This window comes from Micromonospora sp. HUAS YX12, assembly GCF_040215685.1.
GTDB lineage: Bacteria > Actinomycetota > Actinomycetes > Mycobacteriales > Micromonosporaceae > Micromonospora > Micromonospora tulbaghiae.
Window position 1 is genome coordinate 3,090,480 of the sequence record NZ_CP157974.1, and the last position, 21,900, is coordinate 3,112,379.

A 21,900-nucleotide genomic window follows, 5' to 3' on the forward strand; every position below is an offset into this window, starting at 1 on the left:
GGTCAGGCCGCGGCGAACACCTCGGCGCGCACCTCGGTGGCCGGATCGCCCTTCACCCGGGCCCAGGAGCCCTGCTCGGCGGTCCACTCCAGGTTGCCGAAGCGGACCTTCTTCACGCCGTGGTCGTCGGCATGCGAGACGAGCCAGTGCGCGTACCGCCAGCCGTTGCGGTCGTCGCCGGCCGGCACGGTGAGCGCGGTCAGGTCCGTCGCCGTGGCCAGCCGGGGCAGCCCCCAGTCCAGCGACAGGCTCTCCAGCACGGCACTGGCGGCGGCCGGGCCGCGCATCGTCGGCGGCGAACCGACGGTGCAGGCCACCGCGCCTGTGGCGTGGCCGAGCAACGCGCGGGTGAGGACCTCCGACTCGTCCGCCCACTTCTGGTACGCCTCGGGGAACGCCGACCGCTGCACCCGCTGGGCGGCGTCGGTGATCCGCATCCGCTCCCAGCCCTTGACCTTCTTCAGCGCGGCGTAGAACTTGTTCGCCGCGTACCGCGGGTCCTGGATCTCCTCCGGGGTGCCCCAGCCCTGGCTCGGGCGCTGCTGGAACAGGCCGAGCGAGTCGCGGTCGCCGTGGGCGATGTTGCGCAGGTGCGACTCCTGGTACGCGGTCGCCAGCGCCACCACCACCGCCCGCTCGGGCATCCGGCGCTGCATCCCGATCGCCGCGATGGTGGCCGCGTTCGCCATCTGGTCGGCGCCGAGCACCACCTCGCCGTCCGCCTGCACCGTGCAGGTCCGGCTGGCCAGCGGTAGCCGCAGGTGCCCGCCGAACTGCTTGGTCACGACGTAGACCGCGAGCAGTGCCAGTACGCACACCGCCACCCCAGATGCCACGATCGCCGCTCGCGTCCGCACCCGCACCCCCTGTCCCGACAGTCCGACAAGCGTACGTCCCACCCGCCACGGCGGCTCCCGGCCGACCGGCGGGGCCCGCGCCGGCCGGAGTGGCTCACGCGGGGCCCGCCGCGTACCTCAGTCTCCGGCGGGCACCCAGGCGGCGGGACGCTTCTCCCGGAACGCCATCACGCCCTCGCGCCCCTCGTCGGAGAGGAAGTACCCGGTCGACAGTGCGGCCAACTCGGCGATCTCGGCCCGCAGGTCGGGGCCGGCGGGCCGGCGCAGCAGGTCCTTCGCCCCGGCCAGCGCCCCCGGGGCGCCCTTGACCAGCGAGGCGCAGTAGCGCTCGACGGCGGCGTCCAGCTCGTCGGCCGGCACCGCGGCGGTGACCAGGCCGATCTCGGCGGCGCGGCGGCCGTCGAACGTGTCGCCGGTCAGGTACAGCTCGGCGGCCGCCCGCTGGCTCAGCCGGGGCAGCACGGTCGCCGAGATCACCGCCGGGATCACCCCGATCCGCACCTCGGTGAACGCGAACGTCGCCTCCTGCGCGCAGACCGCCAGGTCGGCGGCGGCGATCAGGCCCAGCCCACCGGCCCGGGCCGGCCCGGCCACCTTCGCCACCACCGGCTTCGGGCTCTCCCGTACCGCGACGAGCACGTCGCCGAGCATCCCGGCGGGCACCGTCCCGGTGGCGTACGCGGCGGCCGTCTCCTTCAGGTCGGCGCCGGAGCAGAAGACCGGGCCGGTGTGGTCGAGCACGATCGCGCGTACCGCGTCGTCGGCGACCGCGTCGGCCAGCCCGGCCAGCAGCTCGGTCATCAGGGGCGTGGAGAGCGCGTTGCGGTTGTGCGGGCTGTCCAGGGTGAGGGTGGTCACCCCACGGGCCGTGGCGACCCGCACGAGAGCGTCCGGAGAGGTCATGCCGGGCACACTAGTGGCCATGCCCGGCGTCCTTCCAGAAGGCGAACCCGTCCCGCGCGACGGATCGCTGCCCGCCACCGCCACTCGCGCCGTCGGCGCGCGCGGCTTCGGCGTGTACGTCCACGTGCCGTTCTGCGCCAGCCGGTGCGGTTACTGCGACTTCAACACGTACACCGCTTCCGAGCTGGGCGGCGGGGCGAGCCGGGAGACGTACGCCGACTCCGTGCTGGCCGAGCTGGCGCTGGCCGCCCGGGTGCTGGGCGACTCGCCGCCGCCCCGGGTGGACACCGTGTTCGTCGGCGGCGGCACGCCCACCCTGCTGCCCGCCGACGACCTGGCCCGGATCCTCGACGGCATCGACCGCGTCTGGGGGCTGGCCGCCGACGCCGAGGTGACCACCGAGGCCAACCCCGAGTCGGTCAGCCCGGAGTCGCTCAAGACGCTGCGGGCGGCCGGATACAACCGGATCTCGCTGGGCATGCAGTCCGCCGCACCCGGCGTGCTGGCGGTGCTCGACCGGCGCCACAGCGCGGGCCGGGCCACCGCCGCCGCGCTGGAGGCGCGCGACGCCGGGTTCGAGCACGTGAACCTGGACCTGATCTACGGCACGCCGGGCGAGACGGCCGAGGACTTCGCCGCCTCGCTGGCCCAGGTGGTCGACGCGGGCGTGGATCACGTCAGCGCGTACGCCCTGATCGTGGAGGACGGCACCCGGCTGGCCGCGCGGATGCGCCGGGGCGAGCTGCCGTACCCCTCCGACGACGTGGCGGCGGACCGCTACCTCGCCGCGGAGGCCGCGCTCGGCGAGGCCGGATTCTCCTGGTACGAGGTGTCGAACTGGGCCCGCTCGGCGGCGGCCCGGTGCCGGCACAACCTGCTCTACTGGACCGGCGCCGACTGGTGGGGCCTGGGCCCGGGAGCGCACAGCCACGTCGGCGGCGTGCGCTGGTGGAACGTCAAGCACCCGAGCGCGTACGCGGAGCGGCTGGCCGAGGACGCCTCGCCCGCGCTGGCCAGGGAACAGCTCACCGCGGACGAGCAGCACATGGAGGACGTGATGCTGCGGGTGCGGCTCGCCTCCGGCCTGCCGCTGGACGTGCTGGACGAGCCCGGCCGGGCGGGCGCCGAGCGGGCCCGGGACGCCGGGCTGCTCGACGCCGGGGCGTACGCGCGGGGGCTGGTGGTGCTGACGCTGCGCGGCCGGCTGCTGGCCGACGCGGTGGTACGCGACCTGCTGCCGTGACCGGGCCCGGCCGGCCGCCCCCTCGGCCGGCCGGAGGCGTCACTTGGTGAAGCTGTAGCTCATCGGGTAGCGGTAGAGCACGCCGTCGTTGGCCTTGACCCCGCCGATGATCCCGAAGATCAGTGGCACCAGCCAGACCAGCATCGGGACGAAGAACAAAATCCCGCAGCTGATGATCGTGATCACCCAGGCGAGCACGCCGGCGATGGCCCAGGTGATCTGGAAGTTCAGCGCCGCGACCGCGTGCGCGCGGACCGTCGGGGACTGCTGACCCCGGGTCATCAGCGCGATCAGCGGCGCGACCCAGCCGAGCAGACCGCCGCCGACGATGACACCGGCGGCGCCACCGAAGTGCGCGACGAGCGCCCAGGTCTTCTCGTCGTTGTTGGCGTATCCGGCCGGGCCGTACCCGCCACCGGCGGGGTAGCCGGCGCCGTAGCCCGGCGTGCCGCCCGGCGGGGGGTAGCCACCCGGGGGCGGGTAGCCGCCCGGCGGAGGTTGACCGCCCGGAGGCGGGTAGCCACCCGGGGGCGGATAGTCACCGGGCGGGGGATAGCCGCCCGCGCCCGGCGCGCCGGACAGTGGAGCGGTGGGTGGTTCGCCGGCCGGCGAACCGTAGGGCGCCGACGGGTCGGGCTGGGGGCCGGAGTCCCCTGCCCCGGGAGGGCGAGGAGGTTCAGTCATGGTCGCCACGGTAGGTGCACCGGTCAACCCGCACCAGAGCGACACAGACCGACGATGACCGGCTGTTCGGCCCTGGTGGGCCGCGCCGTGTGGCGGGCCGCACCGCAGGTCCGTCGGGCGATCATCGCGTCGGCGGGGGTGCCGACGTAGACTGGCACTCGCTACAGTCGAGTGCCAGCCGCCCGGCGGATGCCGCGCGCCGGCTCGACCGAGGTGCGTCAGGAGGTGGGGAATGGGTCTCGACGACCGCAAACTCGCCGTGCTGCGCGCGATCGTCGAGGACTACGTCGCCACGCAGGAGCCGGTCGGCAGCAAGGCCCTGGTCGAGCGGCACCAGCTCGGCGTCTCGCCGGCCACGGTGCGCAACGACATGGCGGTGCTGGAGGAGGAGGGCTACATCCGGCAGCCGCACACCAGCGCCGGCCGGGTGCCCACCGACCGTGGCTACCGTCTCTTCGTCGACCGGCTCTCCCGGGTCAAGCCGCTCAGCCCGGCCGAGCGCCGGGCGATCGAGCGCTTCCTGGTCGGCGCCGTCGACCTGGACGACGTGGTGCACCGCACCGTCCGGCTGCTCGCCCAGCTCACCCGGCAGGTCGCCGTGGTGCAGTACCCCAGCCTGGCCCGCTCCAAGGTGCGCCACCTGGAGCTGGTTCCGATCTCCACCACCCGGCTGATGGTCGTCATGATCGCCGACACCGGCCGGGTCGAACAGCGGCTGGTCGAGCTGCCCGCCCCGGTGCCCGCCGACGACGTGACCGACCTGCGCCGGCTGGTGAACGAGAAGCTCGTCGGCAGCCAGCTCGCCGAGACGCCGCCGCTGGTGCAGGCGCTCGTCGAGGAGTCCGCGCCGCATCTGCGCCCGGCCATGACCACGCTCTCCACCGTGCTGCTGGAGACGCTCGTGGAACGGCACGAGGAGCGCCTCGCGCTGGCCGGGCAGGCCAACCTCACCCGCGGTGGCCTGCTCGACTTCCAGGGTTCGCTGCGGCCCATCCTCGAGGCGCTCGAAGAAGAGGTCGTGCTGCTCAAGCTGATCGGCGAGACCGAGCCGAGCACCACCCGGGTGCTCATCGGCGACGAGAACGAATTCGACAACCTGCGGGCCGCCTCGGTGGTCAGCACCGGCTACGGACCGGGCAGCACGATCGTCGGCGGACTCGGCGTGCTCGGGCCGACCCGGATGGACTACCCCGGCAATATCGCCATGGTGAGGGCCGTGGCACGCTACGTGGGCGAACTGCTGGCCCAGAACTGACCAGTCAGGGCCGACGGCCGGTTCCGGCCGACGACCGGAGCGACGCGAGACGAACATGAGGACACCTAACGCAGTGGCCAGGGACTACTACGGCATTCTCGGTGTGAGCCGGGACGCCTCCGACGACGAGATCAAGCGTGCCTACCGCAAGCTGGCGCGGCAGTTCCACCCGGACGTCAATCCGGACCCGGAGGCCCAGGAGAAGTTCAAGGACATCAACGCCGCGTACGAGGTCCTCTCGGACGACCGGAAGCGGCAGATCGTCGACCTGGGCGGCGACCCGCTCGCCCCGGGCGGCGGTGGCATGGGCGGTCCCGGCGGCCCGGGCGGCGCCGGTCCGTTCGTCGGCTTCCAGGACATCATGGACGCGTTCTTCGGCGGCGCCGCGGGCGGCAGCCGGGGCCCGCGTCCGCGTACCCGCCCCGGCGCGGACGCGATCCTGCGCCTGGAACTGGACCTCAACGAGACCGCGTTCGGCGTCGAGGCGCCGATCACCGTCGACACCGCCGTGCTCTGTACCACCTGCTCCGGCGCCGGCACCGCCGCCGGCACCCACCTGGCCACCTGCGAGGCGTGCGGCGGCCGGGGCGAGGTGCAGTCGGTGCAGCGGACCTTCCTCGGTCAGGTGGTCTCCGCCCGGCCGTGCACCGTCTGCCAGGGCTACGGCACCACCATCCCGCACCCCTGCCCGACCTGCGCCGGTGACGGCCGGGTGCGCACCCGCCGCTCGCTGACCGTCAAGATCCCGGCCGGGGTCGAGGACGGCATGCGGATCCGCCTGGCCCAGCAGGGCGAGGTCGGCCCCGGTGGTGGCACCGCCGGCGACCTTTACGTCGAGATCCACGAGCGGCCGCACGACGTCTACTCCCGCAAGGGCGACGACCTGCACTGCCGGGTGACGGTGCCGATGACCGCCGCCGCGCTCGGCACCCGGCTGACCATCAAGACGCTGGACAGCGAGGAGACGGTCGACGTCAAGCCCGGCACCCAGCCCGGCAGCACGCTGCGGCTGCGGGCCCGGGGCGTACCGCACCTGCGCGGCACCGGCCGGGGCGACCTCTACGTGCACCTGGACGTGCGTACCCCGACCAAGCTGGACGCCGACCAGGAGCGGATGCTGCGCGACTTCGCCAAGACCCGCGGCGAGGAGGTCGCCGAGCTGACCAAGCAGGGCGGCTTCTTCTCCCGGATGCGCGACGCCTTCAACGGGCACGCCTGAGGTGTCGGCGCCGCTGTTCCTGGTCGAGGCGCTGCCCACCGGTGACACGCTGACGCTCGACGGCCCGGAGGGCCACCACGCGGCCACCGTGCAGCGGCTGCGCGTCGGCGAGGAGCTGGTGCTCGCCGACGGCCGGGGCGGCACCGCCGCCGCGGTGGTCACCGCCGTCGGCCGCGGCACGCTCGACCTGCGGGTCACCGGCCGGGGGTACGCGGACGCGCCGGTGCCCCGGCTGGTCGTGGTGCAGGGCATCGCCAAGGGCGACCGGGGTGAACTCGCCGTGCAGGCGATGACCGAGGTCGGCGTGGACGAGATCGTGCCCTGGGCGGCGTCCCGCTCGGTGGCGCAGTGGCGCGGCGAGCGGGGTGACCGGGCCCGGCAGAAGTGGGTGGCCACCGCCCGGGAGGCGGCCAAGCAGGCCCGCCGCCCGTGGCTGCCGGTGGTGGCCGGCGCGCCGGACGAGTCCACCGCCTCGGTGGCCCGCCGGATCGCCGGCGCGGCCGGCGCGTTCGTGCTGCACGAGGGGGCACGGGACCGGCTGACCACCGTCGACCTGCCGGCCGCCGGGGAGATCGTCCTGGTGGTGGGCCCGGAGGGCGGCATCGCCGATCACGAGCTGGCCGCGTTCGCCGACGCGGGAGCGCGTACGGTCCGCCTGGGCCCGTCCGTCCTGCGCACGTCCACGGCAGGCGTGGCAGCCCTGACAGTCCTGGCCACCCGCCTGTCCCACTGGTAACCCGCCCGCCCGCCCGCGCCCTCGCCCTTGCGCGCCTCGCCCATGCGCGCGCCGATCTTGCACTTTCGGCTCGCATTGCGTCTCTTTTGCAGCGTTTTGCCAGGGCCGAAAGTGCAAGATCGCGGGGGTGAGGGCGGCGGCGGGAAGGGTCAGGAGCGGAGGTAGGAGGCGCCGTTGAGGTCGATGATGGTGCCGGACGCCCACTCGGCCTCGGGGCTCGCCAGCCAGTGGACCGCCGCCGCGATCTCCTCCGGCCGGGCCACCCGGTGGAACGGGGACTGGGCGCGTACCGCCTCGCCCCGTTCGCTCTTCAGGTGCTCGTTCGTCATGTCGGTCTCGACGAAGCCGGGCGCCACGCAGGCCACCCCGATGCCGTACGGCGCCAGCGCCACCGCCAGCGACTGGGCCATCGCGTTCATCCCGGCCTTGCTGGCCCCGTACGCCGGGTTGGCCGGCTCACCCCGGAACGCGCCTCGGGACGAGACGTTCACGATCCGGCCCCCGCGGTCGCGCATGTGCTGAGCCGCGCACCAGGCGGCGTTCGCCGCGCCGACCAGGTTGATGTCGAGTACCTCCCGCCACCGCGTCCGCCACTGCTCGTAGCTGCTCTCGAAGACCGGGTGCGGGGGATCGGCCGGCCCGAAGACACCCGCGTTGTTCACCAGCACGTCGAGGCCGCCGAGCCGCTGGGCCGCCTCGTCCACCATGGCGCGTACCGCGTCGGCGTCGGCCAGGTCGGCGCGTACCACCACATGTCCGTCGCCGGGCAGTTCGGCGCGCAGCCGCTCGGCCAGGTCGGCCGAGTCCCGGTGGTGGACCGCCACCCGGTCGCCACCGGCGGCGAACGCCCGCGCCACCGCCCGTCCGATGCCCCGCGAGGCCCCCGTCACCAGCACCGCCCGTCCCGACATGGCGGCCATCCTGCCGCACCGGGCGGAGGTGTTAGGAAGGGGCCCTTCCCCTACCGGAGGCGTTAAGAAGGGGCCCTTCCTTACACTGCTGCGATGGACTGCCTGTTCTGCCGGATCGTCGCCGGGGAGATCCCGGCCACCATCGTCCGCGAGACCGCCACCACCCTGGCCTTCCGGGACATCGACCCGAAGGCGCCCACCCACGTGCTGGTGATCCCGAAGGAGCACTACGCGGACGTGGCCACGCTGGCCCAGGACGCGCCCGAGCTGGCCGGCGAGGTGCTCCAGACCGCCGCCGTGGTCGCGGAGGAGGAGGGCCTGACCGTGGACGGGTTCCGGCTGATGTTCAACACCGGCCCGTACGGCGGCCAGGAGGTCTTCCACGCGCACGCCCACCTGCTCGGCGGCGCGCCGCTCGGCCCGATGCTCTGCCGATGACCGACGTCTCCGGCCGGCTCGACCGGATGGTGCGCCAGGCCCAGGCCACCGGGCGGATCCCGGCGGTGTCGGCCGCCCTGCACCGGGCCGACCGGCCGCTCTGGACCTGCACCGTGGGCGACACCGGCAACGACACCCCGCTCGGGCCGGAGACGGTGTTCCGGATCGGCTCGGTCACCAAGACCTTCACCGCGGCGCTCGTCATGCAGTGCCGCGACGACGGCCTGCTCGACCTGGACGACCCGATCGGGCGGCACCTCGACCTGCCCGCGCACGGCGACGCGACCGTACGCCGGCTGCTGTCGCACACCGCCGGACTGCAACGCGAGCCGCACGGCGACGTGTGGGACAGCCTGCGTGCCCCGGCCGTCGACGAGCTGCTGGCCGACCTGGCCCGGGTCGAGCGGGTGCTGCCCGCGGGCCGGCGTTTCCACTACTCCAACCTCGGCCTGGCGCTGCTCGGCGAGGCGGTCGCCCGGCTGCGCGGCGGCACCTGGGCCGAGGTGCTGGCCGACCGGGTGCTCACTCCGCTCGGGCTGAGCGCCACCGGCCCGCACCCGACCGAGCGCGCCGCGACCGGGTTCCTGGTCGACGCGTACTCCGACGAGGCCCACCCGGAACCACCCGCCGACTTCGGCGCGGTCGCCCCCGCCGCGCAGCTCTGGAGCACCGCGACGGACATGGCCCGCTGGGCCGCTTTCCTGGCCGACCCGGCGGCGGTGGACCCGGACGGCGCGGTGCTCGCCGCGACGACGGTCGAGGAGATGCGCTGGCCGCTCACCCCCACCGACGAGTCGGTCTGGTCGGCCGGATTCGGGCTGGGCCTGATCCTGGTTCCGCAGCCGGAGCGGGTGACCCACGTCGGCCACGACGGCGCGATGCCCGGATTCCTCGCCGCCGTCTACGGGCGGCGCGGCGGGCAGGGCACCGCCGGGGCGATGGGCGCCGCGGTGCTCGGCTCGTCCGGCACCGGCGTGGACGTGCTCGACCTGCCCCACCGCCTGCTCGCCGCCGCCGCCGAGCACGACCCGGCGGAGATCGAGCCGTGGCGTCCGGGCCCGCCCGCCCCGGCCCACCTGCGCGGGGTGCTGGGCCGCTGGTGGGGCGAGGGCTTCGAGTACGTCTTCTCCTGGCACGACGGGACGCTGCGGGCGCGTGGCGCGGACGACCCGGCCGGGAAGCCGCCCGCCGTGTTCGCGCCGCTGCCGGACCGGCCGGACGTGTTCCGCACGGTCTCCGGCCGGGAGGCGGGGGAGCTGCTGCGGCTGACCCGCGACGAGCACGGCGTCGTGGTCCGGATGCACTGGGCGACCTACCGCTTCACCCGCTCGCAGGAGACCTTCGACGGCTACGACTTCCGCGTCGGCGACTGAGCGGCGAGCACCGGAAATGGGCGCGGTGCGTACGGTGCCGACCCGATACGATGGGAGGTAACCGTACGCCGCGCCAGCAGGGCCCGGCGCCCGAGAAGCGGAGAGCAGGTGGCGCAGGGCCCGACGGGCCCGACCTATGACCGGCACCCCACCTCCCGGCACGCCGCGTGTGCAGACCCGGATCACGGTCCCCGACCAGAAGATCATGGTGAACCTGCTCGGCGCGGGCGACGAGATCCTGCGGCTCGTCGAGCGCTCGATCGACAGTGACGTCCACGTCCGCGGCAACGAGATCACCATCACCGGCGCCCCCGCCGACAACGCCCTCGCCGAGCGGCTCTTCAGTGAGCTGCTCGAACTCATCGAGAAAGGCGAGACCCTGACCACAGACGCGGTACGGCGTACCGTCGGCATGCTCGAGCAGGGCGGCGCCGAGCGGCCCGCCGAGGTTCTGACGCTCAACATCCTCTCCCGGCGCGGCCGCACCATCCGTCCCAAGACGCTGGGGCAGAAGAAGTACGTCGACGCGATCGACGCGCACACCATCGTCTTCGGCATCGGCCCGGCCGGTACCGGCAAGACCTACCTGGCCATGGCGAAGGCCGTGCAGGCGCTCCAGGCCAAGCAGGTCAACCGGATCATCCTGACCCGGCCGGCGGTCGAGGCGGGGGAGCGGCTGGGCTTCCTGCCCGGCACCCTGAACGAGAAGATCGATCCCTACCTGCGCCCGCTCTACGACGCGCTGCACGACATGCTCGATCCGGAGACCATCCCCAAGCTGATGGCCGCCGGCACGATCGAGGTCGCGCCGCTGGCATACATGAGGGGCCGCACGCTCAACGACGCGTTCATCATCCTGGACGAGGCGCAGAACACCACGCCCGAGCAGATGAAGATGTTCCTCACCCGGCTCGGCTTCGGGTCCAAGATCGTCGTCACCGGTGACGTCACCCAGGTGGACCTTCCCGGCGGGACGACGAGCGGCCTGCGGGTGGTCCGGGAGATCCTGAACAACGTCGAGGACGTGCACTTCGCCCAGCTCTCCAGCTCCGACGTGGTGCGCCACAAGCTGGTGGGCGACATCGTCGACGCGTACGCCCGCTGGGACGCCGAGCGGGAGAACCAGCAGGCGCAGAGCGTGCACGCCGTACCGGGGCGCACCGCCCAGGGCGGCCGGGCCGGCCGGCGCCGCTGACCTGCCGGCGGAAGCCGTCACATCATCAGAGGAAGACAGTTGTCCATCGAGATCGCCAACGAGTCGGGTGTCGACGTCGACACCGACGCCGTGCTCGCCGTCGCGCGGCACGCCCTCGACGAGATGGGGGTCAACCCCCTCGCCGAGCTGTCCGTGCTGCTCGTCGACATCGAATACATGTCGGAGCTGAACCACCGCTGGATGGGTGGCGACGGTCCGACCGACGTGCTCGCCTTCCCCATGGACGAGGGCAGCGTCGACCACGGCCCGGGCGAGAGCACCCCGGCCGGCGGTGAGCCGGCGCTGCTCGGCGACATCGTGCTCTGCCCGGAGGTGGCGGCCAAGCAGGCCGCTGCGGCCGGGCACTCGGCCGCCGACGAGCTGCACCTGCTCACCGTGCACGGCGTGCTGCACCTGCTGGGCTACGACCACGCCGAGCCCGAGGAGGAGCGGGAGATGTTCGGCCTCCAGGCCCGGCTGCTGGCCAGCTGGCGGTCGACCCGGTCGCAGTGATGGACGCCTTGGCGGCGGTCCGCGCCCCCGCCGGTCTGCCCGATCTCCAGCTCCTGGTCTTCGCCGCCGGGCTGGTGGTGCTCGCCGGCCTGATCGCGATGACCGAGGCGGCGCTGGCCGCGGTCTCCCCGGCCCGTGCCGCCGAGCTCACCCGGGACGGCGCGCGCGGCGGACGTGCCCTCCAGGCGGTCGCCGGTGACGTGGTCCGCCACCTGAACCTGCTGCTCCTGCTGCGCCTGCTGGCCGAGCTGACCGCCACCACGCTCGTCGCGCTGGTGGCTGTCGACACGTTCGGCGCGGGCTGGCGGGCGGCGCTGGTGACGGCCGGCGCGATGACTGTGGTGAGCTTCGTCGTGGTCGGCGTCGGTCCGCGTACGCTCGGCCGCCAGCACGCGTACGCGGTCGGCCGCGCGGTCGCGCCGCTGGTGCGCTGGCTGGGCCGCGCGCTCAACCCGCTGGCGTCGCTGCTGATCCTGATCGGCAACGCGGTCACCCCCGGCAAGGGCTTCCGCGAGGGGCCGTTCGCGACCCAGGTGGAGCTGCGGGAGCTGGTCGACCTGGCCGAGCAGCGCGGGGTGGTGGAGCACGGCGAGCGCCAGATGATCCACTCGGTCTTCGCGCTCGGCGACACCATCGCCCGGGAGGTGATGGTGCCGCGTACCGAGATGGTGTGGATCGAGGAGCGCAAGACGCTCGCGCAGGCGCTGGCGTTGTTCCTGCGCTCCGGTTTCTCCCGCATCCCGGTGATCGGCGAGAACGTCGACGACGTCCTCGGTGTGCTCTACCTCAAGGATCTGATCCGGCGGGTCCAGGGCGACCAGGGCGCCCGGCAGATGCCGGTGGCCGAGCTGATGCGCCCGGCCACGTTCGTGCCGGAGTCCAAGCCGGTGGACGACCTGCTCTCGGAGATGCAGGCGGCCCGCAACCACCTGGTCATCGTGGTCGACGAGTACGGCGGCACCGGTGGGCTGGTCACCATCGAGGACATCCTGGAGGAGATCGTCGGGGAGATCACCGACGAGTACGATGTCGAGCGCCCGCCGGTCGAGCACCTGCCGGACGGGGCCGTGCGGGTGACCGCGCGGCTGCCGGTGGAGAATCTGGGCGAGCTGTTCGACACCGAGCTGCCCACCGACGAGGTGGAGACGGTCGGCGGCCTGCTCGCCCAGGCGCTCGGCCGGGTGCCCATCCCGGGCGCCGCGGCCGAGGTGGCCGGCCTGCGGCTGGTGGCCGAGGGCACTACCGGCCGGCGTAACCGGATCGACTCGGTTCTGGTGAGCCGGGTCGACCGGGGTGACGCGCCGGAGGGCACCAACCGAAGCGAGCCGCCCGATTCCCGTGGCGACAACAACCGTTCCGAGGAGAGGCAACCCGCCGATGCCTGAGTCACCCGCCGTACCGGCTGCCCTGCCCACCCCCGCCGACCCGGCCGAGCTGAGCGCCGAGGACGCCAAGCTCGTCGTCCTGGCCCGGGGCGCGCGGAGCCGGGTGGCGGCCGTGGAGGGCGCCGCGGTCCGCGACCAGGACGGCCGGACGTACGCGGCGGCGAGCGTGGCGCTGCCGTCGCTGACCCTGACCGCGCTCCAGCTCGCGGTGGCCTCGGCGGTGGCGGCGGGCGCGAGCCGGCTGGAGGCCGCTGTGGTGGTGACCGAGGCGTCGACCCTGGACGGGGCCGGGCACGCCGCGGTGCGTGACCTGTCCGCCGACGCGCCGGTGCACGTGGCCGCGCCGGACGGCACCGTCCTCGGCACGGTGGTCGAGTGACCACGCCCGAGGCGCGCCCCTACCGGGCCGGTTTCGCCTGTTTCGTCGGGCGGCCGAACGCGGGTAAGTCGACGCTCACCAACGCGATCGTCGGCACCAAGATCGCGATCACCTCGAACAAGCCGCAGACCACGCGGCACATCATCCGGGCGGTGCTGCACCGGCCGGACTCGCAGCTCGTGCTCGTCGACACCCCGGGCCTGCATCGTCCCCGGACGCTGCTCGGCGAGCGCCTCAACGACCTGGTCCGGGAGACCTGGAGCGAGGTCGACGTGATCGGCCTGTGCGTCCCGGCGAACGAGCCGATCGGGCGGGGCGACCGCTTCATCACCGGCGAGCTGGCCAGCCTCAGGGCCACCGTGCTGGCGGTGGTCACCAAGACCGACCTGGTCGACAAGAAGCGGCTGGCCGAGCAGTTGCTCGCGGTGAGCGAGCTGGGCGAGTTCGCCGACGTGGTGCCGGTCAGCGCGGTTGCCGGCCACCAGGTCGACACGCTCGTCGACGTGATGACCGGGTATCTGCCGGAGTCACCGCAGCTCTATCCGGACGACATGCTCACCGACGACCCGGAGCAGGTGCTCGTGGCGGAGCTGGTCCGCGAGGCGGCGCTGGAGGGCGTACGCGACGAGCTGCCGCACTCCATCGCGGTGGTGGTCGAGGAGATGATCCCGGAGGGCAACCTCACCAAGATCTACGCCGACGTGTACGTGGAGCGCTCCAGCCAGAAGGCCATCGTCATCGGCCACCGGGGCAGCCGCCTCAAGCACGTGGGCACCACCGCCCGGCGGCAGATCGAGGAGTTGCTCGGCACGCGGGTCTACCTCGACCTGCACGTACGGGTGGCGAAGGACTGGCAGCGCGACCCGAAGCAGCTGCGCAAGCTGGGCTTCTGACAGGCGGCCGGGGCGGGCCCGGCGGCGGGTGATCAGGATCAGCCAGACCTATGGGACATCTCACTTTCCATAGGTGTTCTTGGTTGTTTCACAGCGTCCGGGAGCAGGGTAGGGACCATTGTCTCTGCCCCCGGACCCCGCCGTGAGCTGATGCGAAACCGCTATCTGGACCTGCTCCGCTTCCTGGCCATCCTGCGCGTCGTCACCTACCACGTCACCGGCTACGCCACGCTCACGCTGGTGTTCCCGGCCATGTCGGTGATGTTCGCCCTGGCCGGGTCGCTGATGGCGGCGTCACTCGACCGCAGCGGGGTGCCCGCGGTCGGGCGCCGGCTGCGCCGCCTGCTGCCGTCGCTGTGGGTGGTCGCCGCGGTCTTCGTGCCGGCCATGCTGCTCACCGGGCTGCCGTTCAGCCCGAAGGTGCTGCTCTGGCTGTTCCCGATCAGCGACCCGCCGGCCAACTACTGGGGTGGGCTGGCGCTGAGCCCGATCTGGTACCTGCGGGACTACCTGTGGTTCGTGCTCGCCTCGCCGCTCGTGCTCTGGCTGTTCCGCCGGGCGCCGCTGCCCACGCTCGCCGCCCCGTACCTGCTGCTGGCCGCGATCGAGGCCGGCGTCCTGGCGAACCCGCCGACGGTGCTGCGTGAGTTCGGCCTCTACTTCGGCGCCTGGCTGCTCGGCTTCGCCCACCACGACGGGCTGCTGCGCCGGATGCGCAACCGGGTGCTGCTGCCGGTGGCCGCTGTGGTCGGCGCCGCCGGGCTGGCCTGGATCGTCACCCACCCGGGCCCGCGCGGGTACGACATCAACGACATCCCGCTCGGCAACGCGCTCTGGTCGGCCGCGTTCATCCTGGTGGCGATCGGCCGGGCGCCGGCCGGGGTGACCTGGGTCGACCGCGTGCCGGTGCTCGGCCGGGCGGTCACGGTGGTGAACCGGCGCGCGCTGACCGTCTACCTCTGGCACATGCCGTTCGTGGTGCTCCTCACCCCGCTCGTCGGCCTGGTCGGCTGGTCGCCGCGCGACCCGGTCGGCCTGTGGCTGCGGGTGGGGCTGGTCTTCGCGCTCGTCGGCGTGGTGACGCTGCTCGTCGGCTGGGTCGAGGACGTGGCCGCCCGGCGTACCCCGGAACTGCTCCCGGGCAAGCCGCGGCGGACCGTGGCCGGCCGGGCGGCGGCCGCTCCGGCCAGCCCGGCCCCCGCCGGGGCGGAGGACGCGCTGGTGGGCGTCGGCGCCCGGGTGCCGGCGCCGCGCCGCCCGGCCGAGGCCCCCAAGCGTCCCGGCCCGGACGGCGGCGTCCCGGCGTCCCGGCGGGACGCGCCCGGTTGAGCCACCATCGGGTACGGCCCGCTCAGCGGGTGCTGACCGTGACGTTGCCGCTGGTGGCGGACGCTTCGAGCTGCACCGACGCGGTCGGGTCGTCGGTGACGCGCACGTCCGTGTCGCCGGACGTCGCGGTGGCCCGCACCCGGTAGCGGCCCGCCGGTACGGCCAGGTCGACGTCTCCGCTCGTGGCGTGCACCCGGGCCGGAGCCGGCTCGTCCAGCTCGACGACGATGTTGCCGGAGGTGGTCTCCGCGTCGACCGCGGAGGCGAGCCGCCGGGCCTCGATGTCGCCGGAGCGGGCCCGCAGCCGCACCGGGCCGGCCGCCTCGACGACCCGGATGTTGCCCGACGTGGTGGACGCGCGGACCTCGCCGGTGGCACCCCTGATGGTCAGGTCGCCGGAGCTGAGCGTGAACTCCACCGCGCCGACGTCGCTGAGGTCGACGTTGCCCGAGCCGGTGCCGCCGCGCACCACCACGCCGGGCGGCGCGGTCACCTCCCAGGAGATGCTGCACCGGTGCCCGCAGTCGGTGGGCAGGACGAGTTCGTCGCCCTTGATCTCGTACCGGCTGTTCGGCTCGTCGCCCTGGTAGCGGACCACGCGCTTGACGCGTACCTGGTCCGCGGGGCCGTTGGCCCGGACCACGACGTCGCCGGCGCCGTCGTCGTCCACGGTGATCTTGGTGATCTTCGTCCGCTCGGTCTGGTCGAAGTCGAGGCGGCGGAACGAGAGGGTGTCACACCCGGCGAGGACGATGAGGGCGGTGGCCGCGGTGGCGGCCACCACGCCGCGTGCCTGGAAACCCGTGCGTGCCCGGAAGGAAGTGCGTGCCTGGAAACCCGTGCGCGGCCGGGGAGCGGTGCGGAGCGAAGCCATGGCCAGCACACTAGGTCCGGCCGAACCCCCGGCACATCGGGGATCGCCCGACGGTGCACCCCGAGCCGACCCTGAGATCGCACCCGGAGGGAGAATGGCCTGATGGCCGGGTACCGCCGACAGCTCTACCGCGACGACGCGGTGGTGCTGCGTGTGCAGAAGCTGGGCGAGTCCGACCGGATCATCACGCTGTTCACCCGCCGGCACGGCCGGTTGCGCGCGGTGGCCCGGGGCGTGCGGCGCACCATGAGCCGGTTCGGCGCGCGGCTGGAGCCGTTCGGGCACGTCGACCTCCAGCTCGCCGGTGACCCCAAGGGCAACCAGGGCAGCTCGTTGCACACCGTCAGCCAGGTCGAGGCGATCGAGCTGTACGGCAAGCGGTTCCTCGGCGACTACCCCCGCTACACCGCGGCCAGCGCGATCGCCGAGACCGCCGAGCGGCTCACCCCGGTCGAGCGCGAGCCGTCGCTGCGGCTGTTCCAGCTCACCCTCGGCGCGATGAAGTCGCTGGCCCGCGGCGAGCACGCCACCACGCTCGTGCTCGACGCGTACCTGCTGCGCGGCATGGCGTTCGCCGGCTGGGCGCCGGCGCTCGCGGCCTGCGCGGTCTGCGGCGAGCCGGGCCGGCACCGCGCGTTCTCCGTACCGGCCGGCGGCGCGGTCTGCCCGGACTGCCGGCCGCCCGGCGCCGCCCACCCCGCGCCGGCCACGCTGGAGCTGATGTCCGCGCTGACCTCCGGCGACTGGGGGTACGCCGACGCGGCCGAGACCGGCGTACGCCGGGAGTGCAGCGGGCTGGTCGCGGCTCACCTCCAGTGGCATCTGGAGCGCGCGCTACGCTCGCTGCCGCTGGTCGACCGGGGTGCCCCGGCGTCCGGCGCGGTCCCGCCGCCCGGCGGCGCGGGGCCGGATGTGGTCCCGCCGCGCTCCGGCGCCGGGCCCGTCGCCGGTGTGAACAGGGAGATGACCGAGTGATCCGATCGACGAGGGCGACCCGCCGCGAGCCGGTGCCGCCGACCCCGCACCCCTCCGGCGCCCGTCCGCCGGCGTTGCCGCCCGCCGCGGTGCCCCGGCACGTCGCCATCGTGATGGACGGCAACGGCCGCTGGGCCAAGGAGCGCGGCCTGCCCCGCACCAAGGGGCACGAGCAGGGCGAGCACAGCCTGTTCGACGCGGTCGAAGGCGCGATCGAGATGGGGATCCCCTACCTGTCCGCGTACGCGTTCTCCACCGAGAACTGGCGGCGCTCGCCGGACGAGGTCCGCTTCCTGATGGGCTTCAACCGCGACGTGATCCGCCGTCGCCGGGACCAGCTCGTCGACCTGGGCGTACGCGTGGTCTGGTCGGGCCGGGCCGGGCGGCTCTGGAAGAGCGTCATCTCCGAGCTGCAGACCGCCGAGGAGATGTCGCGTGGCAACTCGACGCTGACGCTGCAGTTCTGCGTCAACTACGGCGGCCAGGCCGAGATCGCCGACGCGGCCGCCGGGATCGCCCGCGACGTGGCGGCCGGCAAGCTCGACCCGGCCAAGGTCAACGAGAAGACGGTGGCGCGTTACCTCTACCACCCCGAGGTGCCCGAGGTCGACCTGTTCCTGCGCCCCTCCGGCGAGCAGCGCATCTCCAACTTCCTGCTCTGGCAGACCGCGTACGCCGAGCTGGTCTACCTGGACACGCTCTGGCCCGACTTCGACCGCCGCCACCTCTGGTACGCCTGCGAGCTGTACGCCCAGCGCGACCGCCGCTTCGGCGGCGCCCTGCCCAACCCGGTCGCCCCGGGCGCCTGACGTCACGCTTACCGACGCGCCGCGCTGGGTACCCGTACCGGTAGACAGCAAACGCGGAGGTGAACCACATGATTCAGAAGCGGATCGCGCAGTGGGCGGTCATGGCGGTCGCCGTGCCGCTGGCGGCGGCCGGCGCGCGCCGGCTCAGCCACACCCTGGAGGCCCGTCGCGGCCCGTCCGGGGTGAGCCGTCTGCTGACCAAGGGAGCCGACCTGGTGCGGCCGCAGAAGGCCAAGCATCGCCGGTTCTTCTGACCGCGATGTTCGGCCCTGGTGGCCGCGGCCGACGTCCGGCCCGAGCGTGACGCCCCGCATCCGGCTTTCCCGCCGGGCGCGGGGCGTTCCGCTCTACGATCGGCGCAGGGCGCGCCTCGCGCCCACCACGGGGGGTGGAGGATGCGCGATCTCCGGTACGAGATGACTGCGGCCCTGGCCGTCGCCGACCTGGTGGAACCGGCCCGCCGGGACGCGGTCGCCGCACTGTGCGCCGACGTGGCGCAGCGGTGGTGCGCCGACCTCGGGCACACCCCGGCCGTCCGCTCCGGTGAGATCGGCGAGCTGGCGTCGGGGGAGCCGGCCGCCGGATGGGCGCCCGAGCCGGACGGTCAGCGGGCCTGGTGAGCCGCACTCCGGGGCTGGGGCGGCCCGGGCTGGTTCCGATGCGGCCAACGCCCGTGTCGATGCGGCCCACGCCCGCGCGGCTCACGCCTCCACTTCGGAGCGGTCGCCCGCCCAGAGCGTGTGGAACGAGCCGTCCCGGTCCACCCGGTGGTAGGTGTGCGCGCCGAAGTTGTCCCGCAGGCCCTGGATCAGCGCGGCCGGCAGCCGCTGCGCCCGCAGCCCGTCGAAGTAGGCCAGCGACGACCCGAAGGCCGGGGCCGGCACGCCCGCCCGGGCCGCGTCGGCCACCACCCGTCGCCAGGCCGGTACGCCGTTGCTGACCCGCTCGGCGAACCAGGGCGCGGCGAGCAGCGTCGACAGTTCCGGCTCCGCGTCGTACGCCTCCCGGATCCGGTCCAGGAAGCCGGCCCGGATGATGCAGCCGCCCCGCCAGATGGTGGCCGTACCGCCCAGGTCGATGCCCCAGTCGTACTCCCGGCTGCCGGCCCGGATGTGGTCGAACCCCTGCGCGTACGCGACGATCTTGCTGGCCAGCAGCGCGCGGCGCACGTCCTCGACGAACGTCTCCCGGTCGTCCACCTGCCACTTCTCGCCCGCGTCGCCGAACACGCGGCGGGCGGCCTCCCGCTGGTCGGCGTGCCCGGACAGCGACCGGGCGAACGTGGCCTCGGCGATCCCGGTGATCGGGATGCCGAGGTCCAGCGCGCTCTGCACGGTCCAGCGGCCGGTGCCCTTCTGCTCGGCCTGGTCGAGCACCACGTCCACGAACGCCTGGCCGGTCGCCGCGTCGGTGTGACCGAGCACGTCGGCGGTGATCTCGATGAGGAACGACCCCAGCTCGCCGCCGTTCCACTCCCGGAAGATCTCCGCGATCTCCGCCGGGCTCGCCGACAGGCCGGCCCGCAACAGGTCGTACGCCTCGGCGATGAGCTGCATGTCGGCGTACTCGATGCCGTTGTGCACCATCTTCACGAAGTGGCCCGCGCCGTCCGGCCCGATGTGCCGGCAGCAGGGCTCACCGTCCACATGCGCGGCGATCTTTTCGAAGATCGGCCCCAGCTTGCGGTACGACTCGGCCGACCCGCCGGGCATGATGCTCGGCCCGAGCAGCGCGCCCTCCTCGCCGCCGGACACGCCGGTGCCGACGAAGTGCAGCCCGTACGCGCGCAGCGCCTCCTCCCGGCGGCGGGTGTCGGCGAAGTGCGCGTTGCCGCAGTCGACGATGATGTCCCCCTCCTCCAGCAGCGGAACCAGCTCGTCGATCACGGCGTCGGTGGGCGCGCCGGCCTTCACCATCACGATCACCGCGCGGGGCCGCTCCAGCGAGCCGACGAAGTCCGCGAGCGACTCCGACGGCACGAACGTGCCCTCGTCGCCGTGCTCGGCGACCAGCCTGCGGGTACGTTCCGGCGACCGGTTGTGCACCGCCACGGCGAAGCCGTTGCGGGCCAGGTTCCGGGCCAGGTTGCGGCCCATCACCGCCAGACCGGTGACCCCGATCTGCGCCGTCGCCTGCTCTGCCATGCGTACCGCCACCTCTCGTCCGTGCTGCGTCCTGTGACCGTATCGCGGCCGGCCGAGCAGCGGACCGGGTCGTGTGCTGACGGCGAGTTCCCGGTTGCTCCCGGTGCGCTCCCGTGCCACGGCCCCGGCGGTTCCGCCTCTGCGGTCGAGCGGGTGGGGATCAACCTTCGCGACATCTGATCCCGCTTGAATGAACCGATCAGGGGTGCCGCCGTAGGCCACCCCTGATCGGTTCAACGGCTCGCCGGGCGAACGTCGAAACGGTCATTCGAAGGTGGCGGCAATACCGGTGTGGTCGGATATCTCCCCGACGATGCGCGGATCCACGGACGCGGGATCGCAGACGACGAGATCTTCCGGAGCGTGTATGCCCGCGCTGCTCTCGGGATGCCATACGACCACGCCGCCGACCGGCAGGAAATCGACCACCTGACCGTAGGGGTGCCGAGTCGCTTCCCCGGGGTCGGCTGAGGCGGGCATCCGTACGATCATTCCCGGTCGTAGCCATGGCGGCCGGTCCACCAGAAGCGAAACGTCCACCGGGCCGGATCCGTAGATGCGGGCAGCGGCGTCCTGTGCCATCTGGCCGAGTTCCGCCGAGCGCCGGGTGGTTCCCGCGTCGACCGGGCCGTCCGGCCCGGCGAGCACGAGGCGCATGGAACGGTCCGGGTTGAAATGAACGTGCCCGGTGATGCTGCGTGACACCGCTCGCCCTCTCATTCGGCAATGCCGGTGTGTCGCGGGCTCCGGTCGAGCCCGCGACACACCGGTCATCAACTGTAGTTCGCCGTCCGGGATCAGCCCGGGCTGCTGTTGCAGGTGGCGGTGGAGTAGTGCCCGGCGATCCAGAACGCCGTGATGATCCCCTTGTCGCCGTAGTTGGAGCCGGAGTACGTGAAATCGTTGGTGTCGACGACCACGCACATGGTCCGGTTGGTGCCCCCGGGGGTCTCGTACTTGTGGCTGTAGACCTCCGAACCGGGGAACCGGCCCTCGATCCAGGACTTCTTGAGAGCCGCGGCCCACTGGGTCTTCGCGAAACTGGTCAGCTCGTGGTTGGCGGTGTTCCGGGTGCTGCCGCCGATGCGGATGTGCTGCTCCCCGAAGCTGTTGTTGCCGGTCCGAAGGGGAACCGGCCAGCCTCCGCCGTTCGTGAAGGACTGCACGATGTTCGCCGTCCCCGGACCGTCCTTGTCTGGGGCTGGCGGTACCGCCCTCGGTACGGCCCCTCCTGGCGATCGCGTCCCGGCTGGCCCTCAGCCTCGCCGCCGTCGGTCTCGCCTGCATGCTGCTCTGCCGGTCGAGGCCGCCGTACCGGGTGCTGTCCTGCTGGCCCTCACCGTGCCGGCCGCGATGGTGCCGATCTCGACGGCCGGTGCCGCGCCCGCGTCAAGGCGTCTCGTCCTGGCCCTGACCACGCCGTTCCCGAACTGACTGTCGGTGTCTGGACGGCGGCGGCGGGTGCGGCCGCCGTCTGCCTGCTCTGGGTCAGCGTCGGCACGGTCATCTCGACCAGCCAGGTTCGGCAACGGGCCATGTACGCCGCAGCCGGCGCCGGCCGGCGACACCGCCGCCTGCTGGCGGCACGGCTGATGGCGCCGCCGTTCGCCGGTTTCCTGCTGACCGGAGTGATTGCGATCAGCGCCGCGTGGATCTCCGGCGTGCACGACGGCAGCCCGTTCGGCTGGTGGTGGATGTTGCCGTCGCTGGCCGGAATGGCAGCCGTTCTGGTCGTCGGCGGCCAGTACGCCCGGCCTGTTCGGCGGTCGCCGAGCTGACCGCTGG

Annotated in this window: 25 protein-coding genes; 17 read left to right on the plus strand and 8 right to left on the minus strand. The window is 73.4% G+C overall.

The annotated features are described in order from the left end of the window. Positions 1 to 2: 2 nt before the first annotated feature. Together ABIH81_RS15045 and ABIH81_RS15050 are read right to left on the minus strand one after the other, a co-directional pair. Positions 3 to 863: a hypothetical protein gene (locus ABIH81_RS15045; protein WP_349880846.1), complete on the minus strand. Its 861-nt coding sequence runs from the start codon at positions 861 to 863 to the stop codon at positions 3 to 5. 111 nt (positions 864 to 974) lie between these two features. Beyond that, positions 975 to 1,760, minus strand: a complete 786-nt coding sequence (locus ABIH81_RS15050; protein WP_349880847.1) for an enoyl-CoA hydratase-related protein — start codon at positions 1,758 to 1,760, stop codon at positions 975 to 977. 19 nt (positions 1,761 to 1,779) lie between these two features. Here ABIH81_RS15050 and hemW point away from each other — a divergent pair, with 19 nt between their 5' ends. After that, positions 1,780 to 3,003, plus strand: a complete 1,224-nt coding sequence (gene hemW / locus ABIH81_RS15055; RefSeq protein WP_349880848.1) for a radical SAM family heme chaperone HemW — start codon at positions 1,780 to 1,782, stop codon at positions 3,001 to 3,003. Between the two features lie 39 nt (positions 3,004 to 3,042). Here the strand turns inward: hemW and ABIH81_RS15060 are convergent, their stop codons facing one another. Beyond that, the gene (locus tag ABIH81_RS15060) at positions 3,043 to 3,687 is read right to left on the minus strand and encodes a DUF4870 domain-containing protein (protein WP_349880849.1); all 645 of its coding nucleotides are present in this window, start codon (positions 3,685 to 3,687) and stop codon (positions 3,043 to 3,045) included. 232 nt (positions 3,688 to 3,919) lie between these two features. Between ABIH81_RS15060 and hrcA the strand changes: the two genes are divergently transcribed. The 3 genes from hrcA (at position 3,920) to ABIH81_RS15075 (ending at position 6,897) form a co-directional block, all read left to right on the plus strand. Further along, positions 3,920 to 4,942: a heat-inducible transcriptional repressor HrcA gene (hrcA, locus tag ABIH81_RS15065; RefSeq protein ID WP_013287975.1), complete on the plus strand. Its 1,023-nt coding sequence runs from the start codon at positions 3,920 to 3,922 to the stop codon at positions 4,940 to 4,942. A 73-nt stretch (positions 4,943 to 5,015) separates the two neighbouring features. Next, complete coding sequence (gene dnaJ, locus ABIH81_RS15070) at positions 5,016 to 6,161, plus strand: molecular chaperone DnaJ (protein WP_175438744.1); 1,146 nt, start codon at positions 5,016 to 5,018, stop codon at positions 6,159 to 6,161. A 1-nt stretch (position 6,162) separates the two neighbouring features. Beyond that, on the plus strand, positions 6,163 to 6,897 hold the full coding sequence (locus tag ABIH81_RS15075) for a 16S rRNA (uracil(1498)-N(3))-methyltransferase (RefSeq protein WP_349880850.1): 735 nt from the start codon (positions 6,163 to 6,165) through the stop codon (positions 6,895 to 6,897). A 149-nt stretch (positions 6,898 to 7,046) separates the two neighbouring features. On the opposite strand, the gene ABIH81_RS15080 is transcribed toward ABIH81_RS15075, so the two are convergent. Further along, the gene (locus ABIH81_RS15080) at positions 7,047 to 7,808 is read right to left on the minus strand and encodes an SDR family oxidoreductase (RefSeq protein ID WP_349880851.1); all 762 of its coding nucleotides are present in this window, start codon (positions 7,806 to 7,808) and stop codon (positions 7,047 to 7,049) included. A 93-nt stretch (positions 7,809 to 7,901) separates the two neighbouring features. On the opposite strand from ABIH81_RS15080, the gene ABIH81_RS15085 reads away from it, so the two are divergent. From ABIH81_RS15085 to ABIH81_RS15120, 8 genes are all read left to right on the plus strand, one after another. Further along, entirely contained in the window at positions 7,902 to 8,246 is a 345-nt protein-coding gene (locus ABIH81_RS15085; RefSeq protein ID WP_349880852.1) for a histidine triad nucleotide-binding protein, read from the plus strand. Next, complete coding sequence (locus ABIH81_RS15090) at positions 8,243 to 9,619, plus strand: serine hydrolase domain-containing protein (protein ID WP_349880853.1); 1,377 nt, start codon at positions 8,243 to 8,245, stop codon at positions 9,617 to 9,619. Before ABIH81_RS15085 ends, ABIH81_RS15090 begins: the two co-directional genes overlap by 4 nt. A gap of 136 nt (positions 9,620 to 9,755) precedes the next feature. Continuing rightward, on the plus strand, positions 9,756 to 10,814 hold the full coding sequence (locus ABIH81_RS15095) for a PhoH family protein (RefSeq protein WP_262015152.1): 1,059 nt from the start codon (positions 9,756 to 9,758) through the stop codon (positions 10,812 to 10,814). Between the two features lie 39 nt (positions 10,815 to 10,853). After that, positions 10,854 to 11,327, plus strand: coding sequence for an rRNA maturation RNase YbeY (gene ybeY / locus ABIH81_RS15100; RefSeq protein WP_349880854.1), 474 nt, complete (start codon positions 10,854 to 10,856; stop codon positions 11,325 to 11,327). Next, a complete protein-coding gene (locus tag ABIH81_RS15105; protein WP_349881113.1) occupies positions 11,303 to 12,712 on the plus strand; it encodes a hemolysin family protein in 1,410 nt (469 codons plus the stop codon). Before ybeY ends, ABIH81_RS15105 begins: the two co-directional genes overlap by 25 nt. Then, the gene (locus ABIH81_RS15110) at positions 12,705 to 13,091 is read left to right on the plus strand and encodes a cytidine deaminase (protein WP_120568509.1); all 387 of its coding nucleotides are present in this window, start codon (positions 12,705 to 12,707) and stop codon (positions 13,089 to 13,091) included. Before ABIH81_RS15105 ends, ABIH81_RS15110 begins: the two co-directional genes overlap by 8 nt. After that, complete coding sequence (era, locus tag ABIH81_RS15115) at positions 13,088 to 13,984, plus strand: GTPase Era (RefSeq protein WP_349880855.1); 897 nt, start codon at positions 13,088 to 13,090, stop codon at positions 13,982 to 13,984. Before ABIH81_RS15110 ends, era begins: the two co-directional genes overlap by 4 nt. A gap of 150 nt (positions 13,985 to 14,134) precedes the next feature. After that, complete coding sequence (locus tag ABIH81_RS15120) at positions 14,135 to 15,313, plus strand: acyltransferase (RefSeq protein ID WP_349880856.1); 1,179 nt, start codon at positions 14,135 to 14,137, stop codon at positions 15,311 to 15,313. Between the two features lie 22 nt (positions 15,314 to 15,335). On the opposite strand, the gene ABIH81_RS15125 is transcribed toward ABIH81_RS15120, so the two are convergent. Next, on the minus strand, positions 15,336 to 16,187 hold the full coding sequence (locus ABIH81_RS15125; protein ID WP_349880857.1) for a DUF4097 family beta strand repeat-containing protein: 852 nt from the start codon (positions 16,185 to 16,187) through the stop codon (positions 15,336 to 15,338). A gap of 102 nt (positions 16,188 to 16,289) precedes the next feature. On the opposite strand from ABIH81_RS15125, the gene recO reads away from it, so the two are divergent. From recO to ABIH81_RS15145, 4 genes are all read left to right on the plus strand, one after another. Continuing rightward, positions 16,290 to 17,162, plus strand: coding sequence for a DNA repair protein RecO (gene recO, locus ABIH81_RS15130; protein WP_349880858.1), 873 nt, complete (start codon positions 16,290 to 16,292; stop codon positions 17,160 to 17,162). 32 nt (positions 17,163 to 17,194) lie between these two features. Beyond that, positions 17,195 to 17,971: an isoprenyl transferase gene (locus ABIH81_RS15135; RefSeq protein ID WP_194802397.1), complete on the plus strand. Its 777-nt coding sequence runs from the start codon at positions 17,195 to 17,197 to the stop codon at positions 17,969 to 17,971. Positions 17,972 to 18,039: 68 nt separating this feature from the next. Beyond that, complete coding sequence (locus tag ABIH81_RS15140) at positions 18,040 to 18,225, plus strand: hypothetical protein (protein ID WP_349880859.1); 186 nt, start codon at positions 18,040 to 18,042, stop codon at positions 18,223 to 18,225. A gap of 141 nt (positions 18,226 to 18,366) precedes the next feature. Beyond that, entirely contained in the window at positions 18,367 to 18,591 is a 225-nt protein-coding gene (locus ABIH81_RS15145; protein ID WP_123110310.1) for a thioredoxin reductase, read from the plus strand. An 81-nt stretch (positions 18,592 to 18,672) separates the two neighbouring features. Here ABIH81_RS15145 and gndA read toward each other — a convergent pair whose 3' ends face one another. The 3 genes from gndA to ABIH81_RS15160 all read right to left on the minus strand — a co-directional run bounded on the left by gndA (position 18,673) and on the right by ABIH81_RS15160 (position 21,281). Continuing rightward, complete coding sequence (gndA, locus tag ABIH81_RS15150) at positions 18,673 to 20,115, minus strand: NADP-dependent phosphogluconate dehydrogenase (protein WP_349880860.1); 1,443 nt, start codon at positions 20,113 to 20,115, stop codon at positions 18,673 to 18,675. A gap of 264 nt (positions 20,116 to 20,379) precedes the next feature. Then, the gene (locus ABIH81_RS15155; protein ID WP_349880861.1) at positions 20,380 to 20,820 is read right to left on the minus strand and encodes a hypothetical protein; all 441 of its coding nucleotides are present in this window, start codon (positions 20,818 to 20,820) and stop codon (positions 20,380 to 20,382) included. A gap of 92 nt (positions 20,821 to 20,912) precedes the next feature. Beyond that, positions 20,913 to 21,281 carry a hypothetical protein gene (locus ABIH81_RS15160; protein WP_349880862.1) on the minus strand — a complete coding sequence of 123 codons (369 nt, stop codon included), beginning with the start codon at positions 21,279 to 21,281 and terminating at the stop codon, positions 20,913 to 20,915. Positions 21,282 to 21,650: 369 nt separating this feature from the next. Between ABIH81_RS15160 and ABIH81_RS15165 the strand changes: the two genes are divergently transcribed. After that, positions 21,651 to 21,893: a hypothetical protein gene (locus tag ABIH81_RS15165; RefSeq protein WP_349880863.1), complete on the plus strand. Its 243-nt coding sequence runs from the start codon at positions 21,651 to 21,653 to the stop codon at positions 21,891 to 21,893. The last annotated feature ends 7 nt before the right edge of the window (positions 21,894 to 21,900 follow it).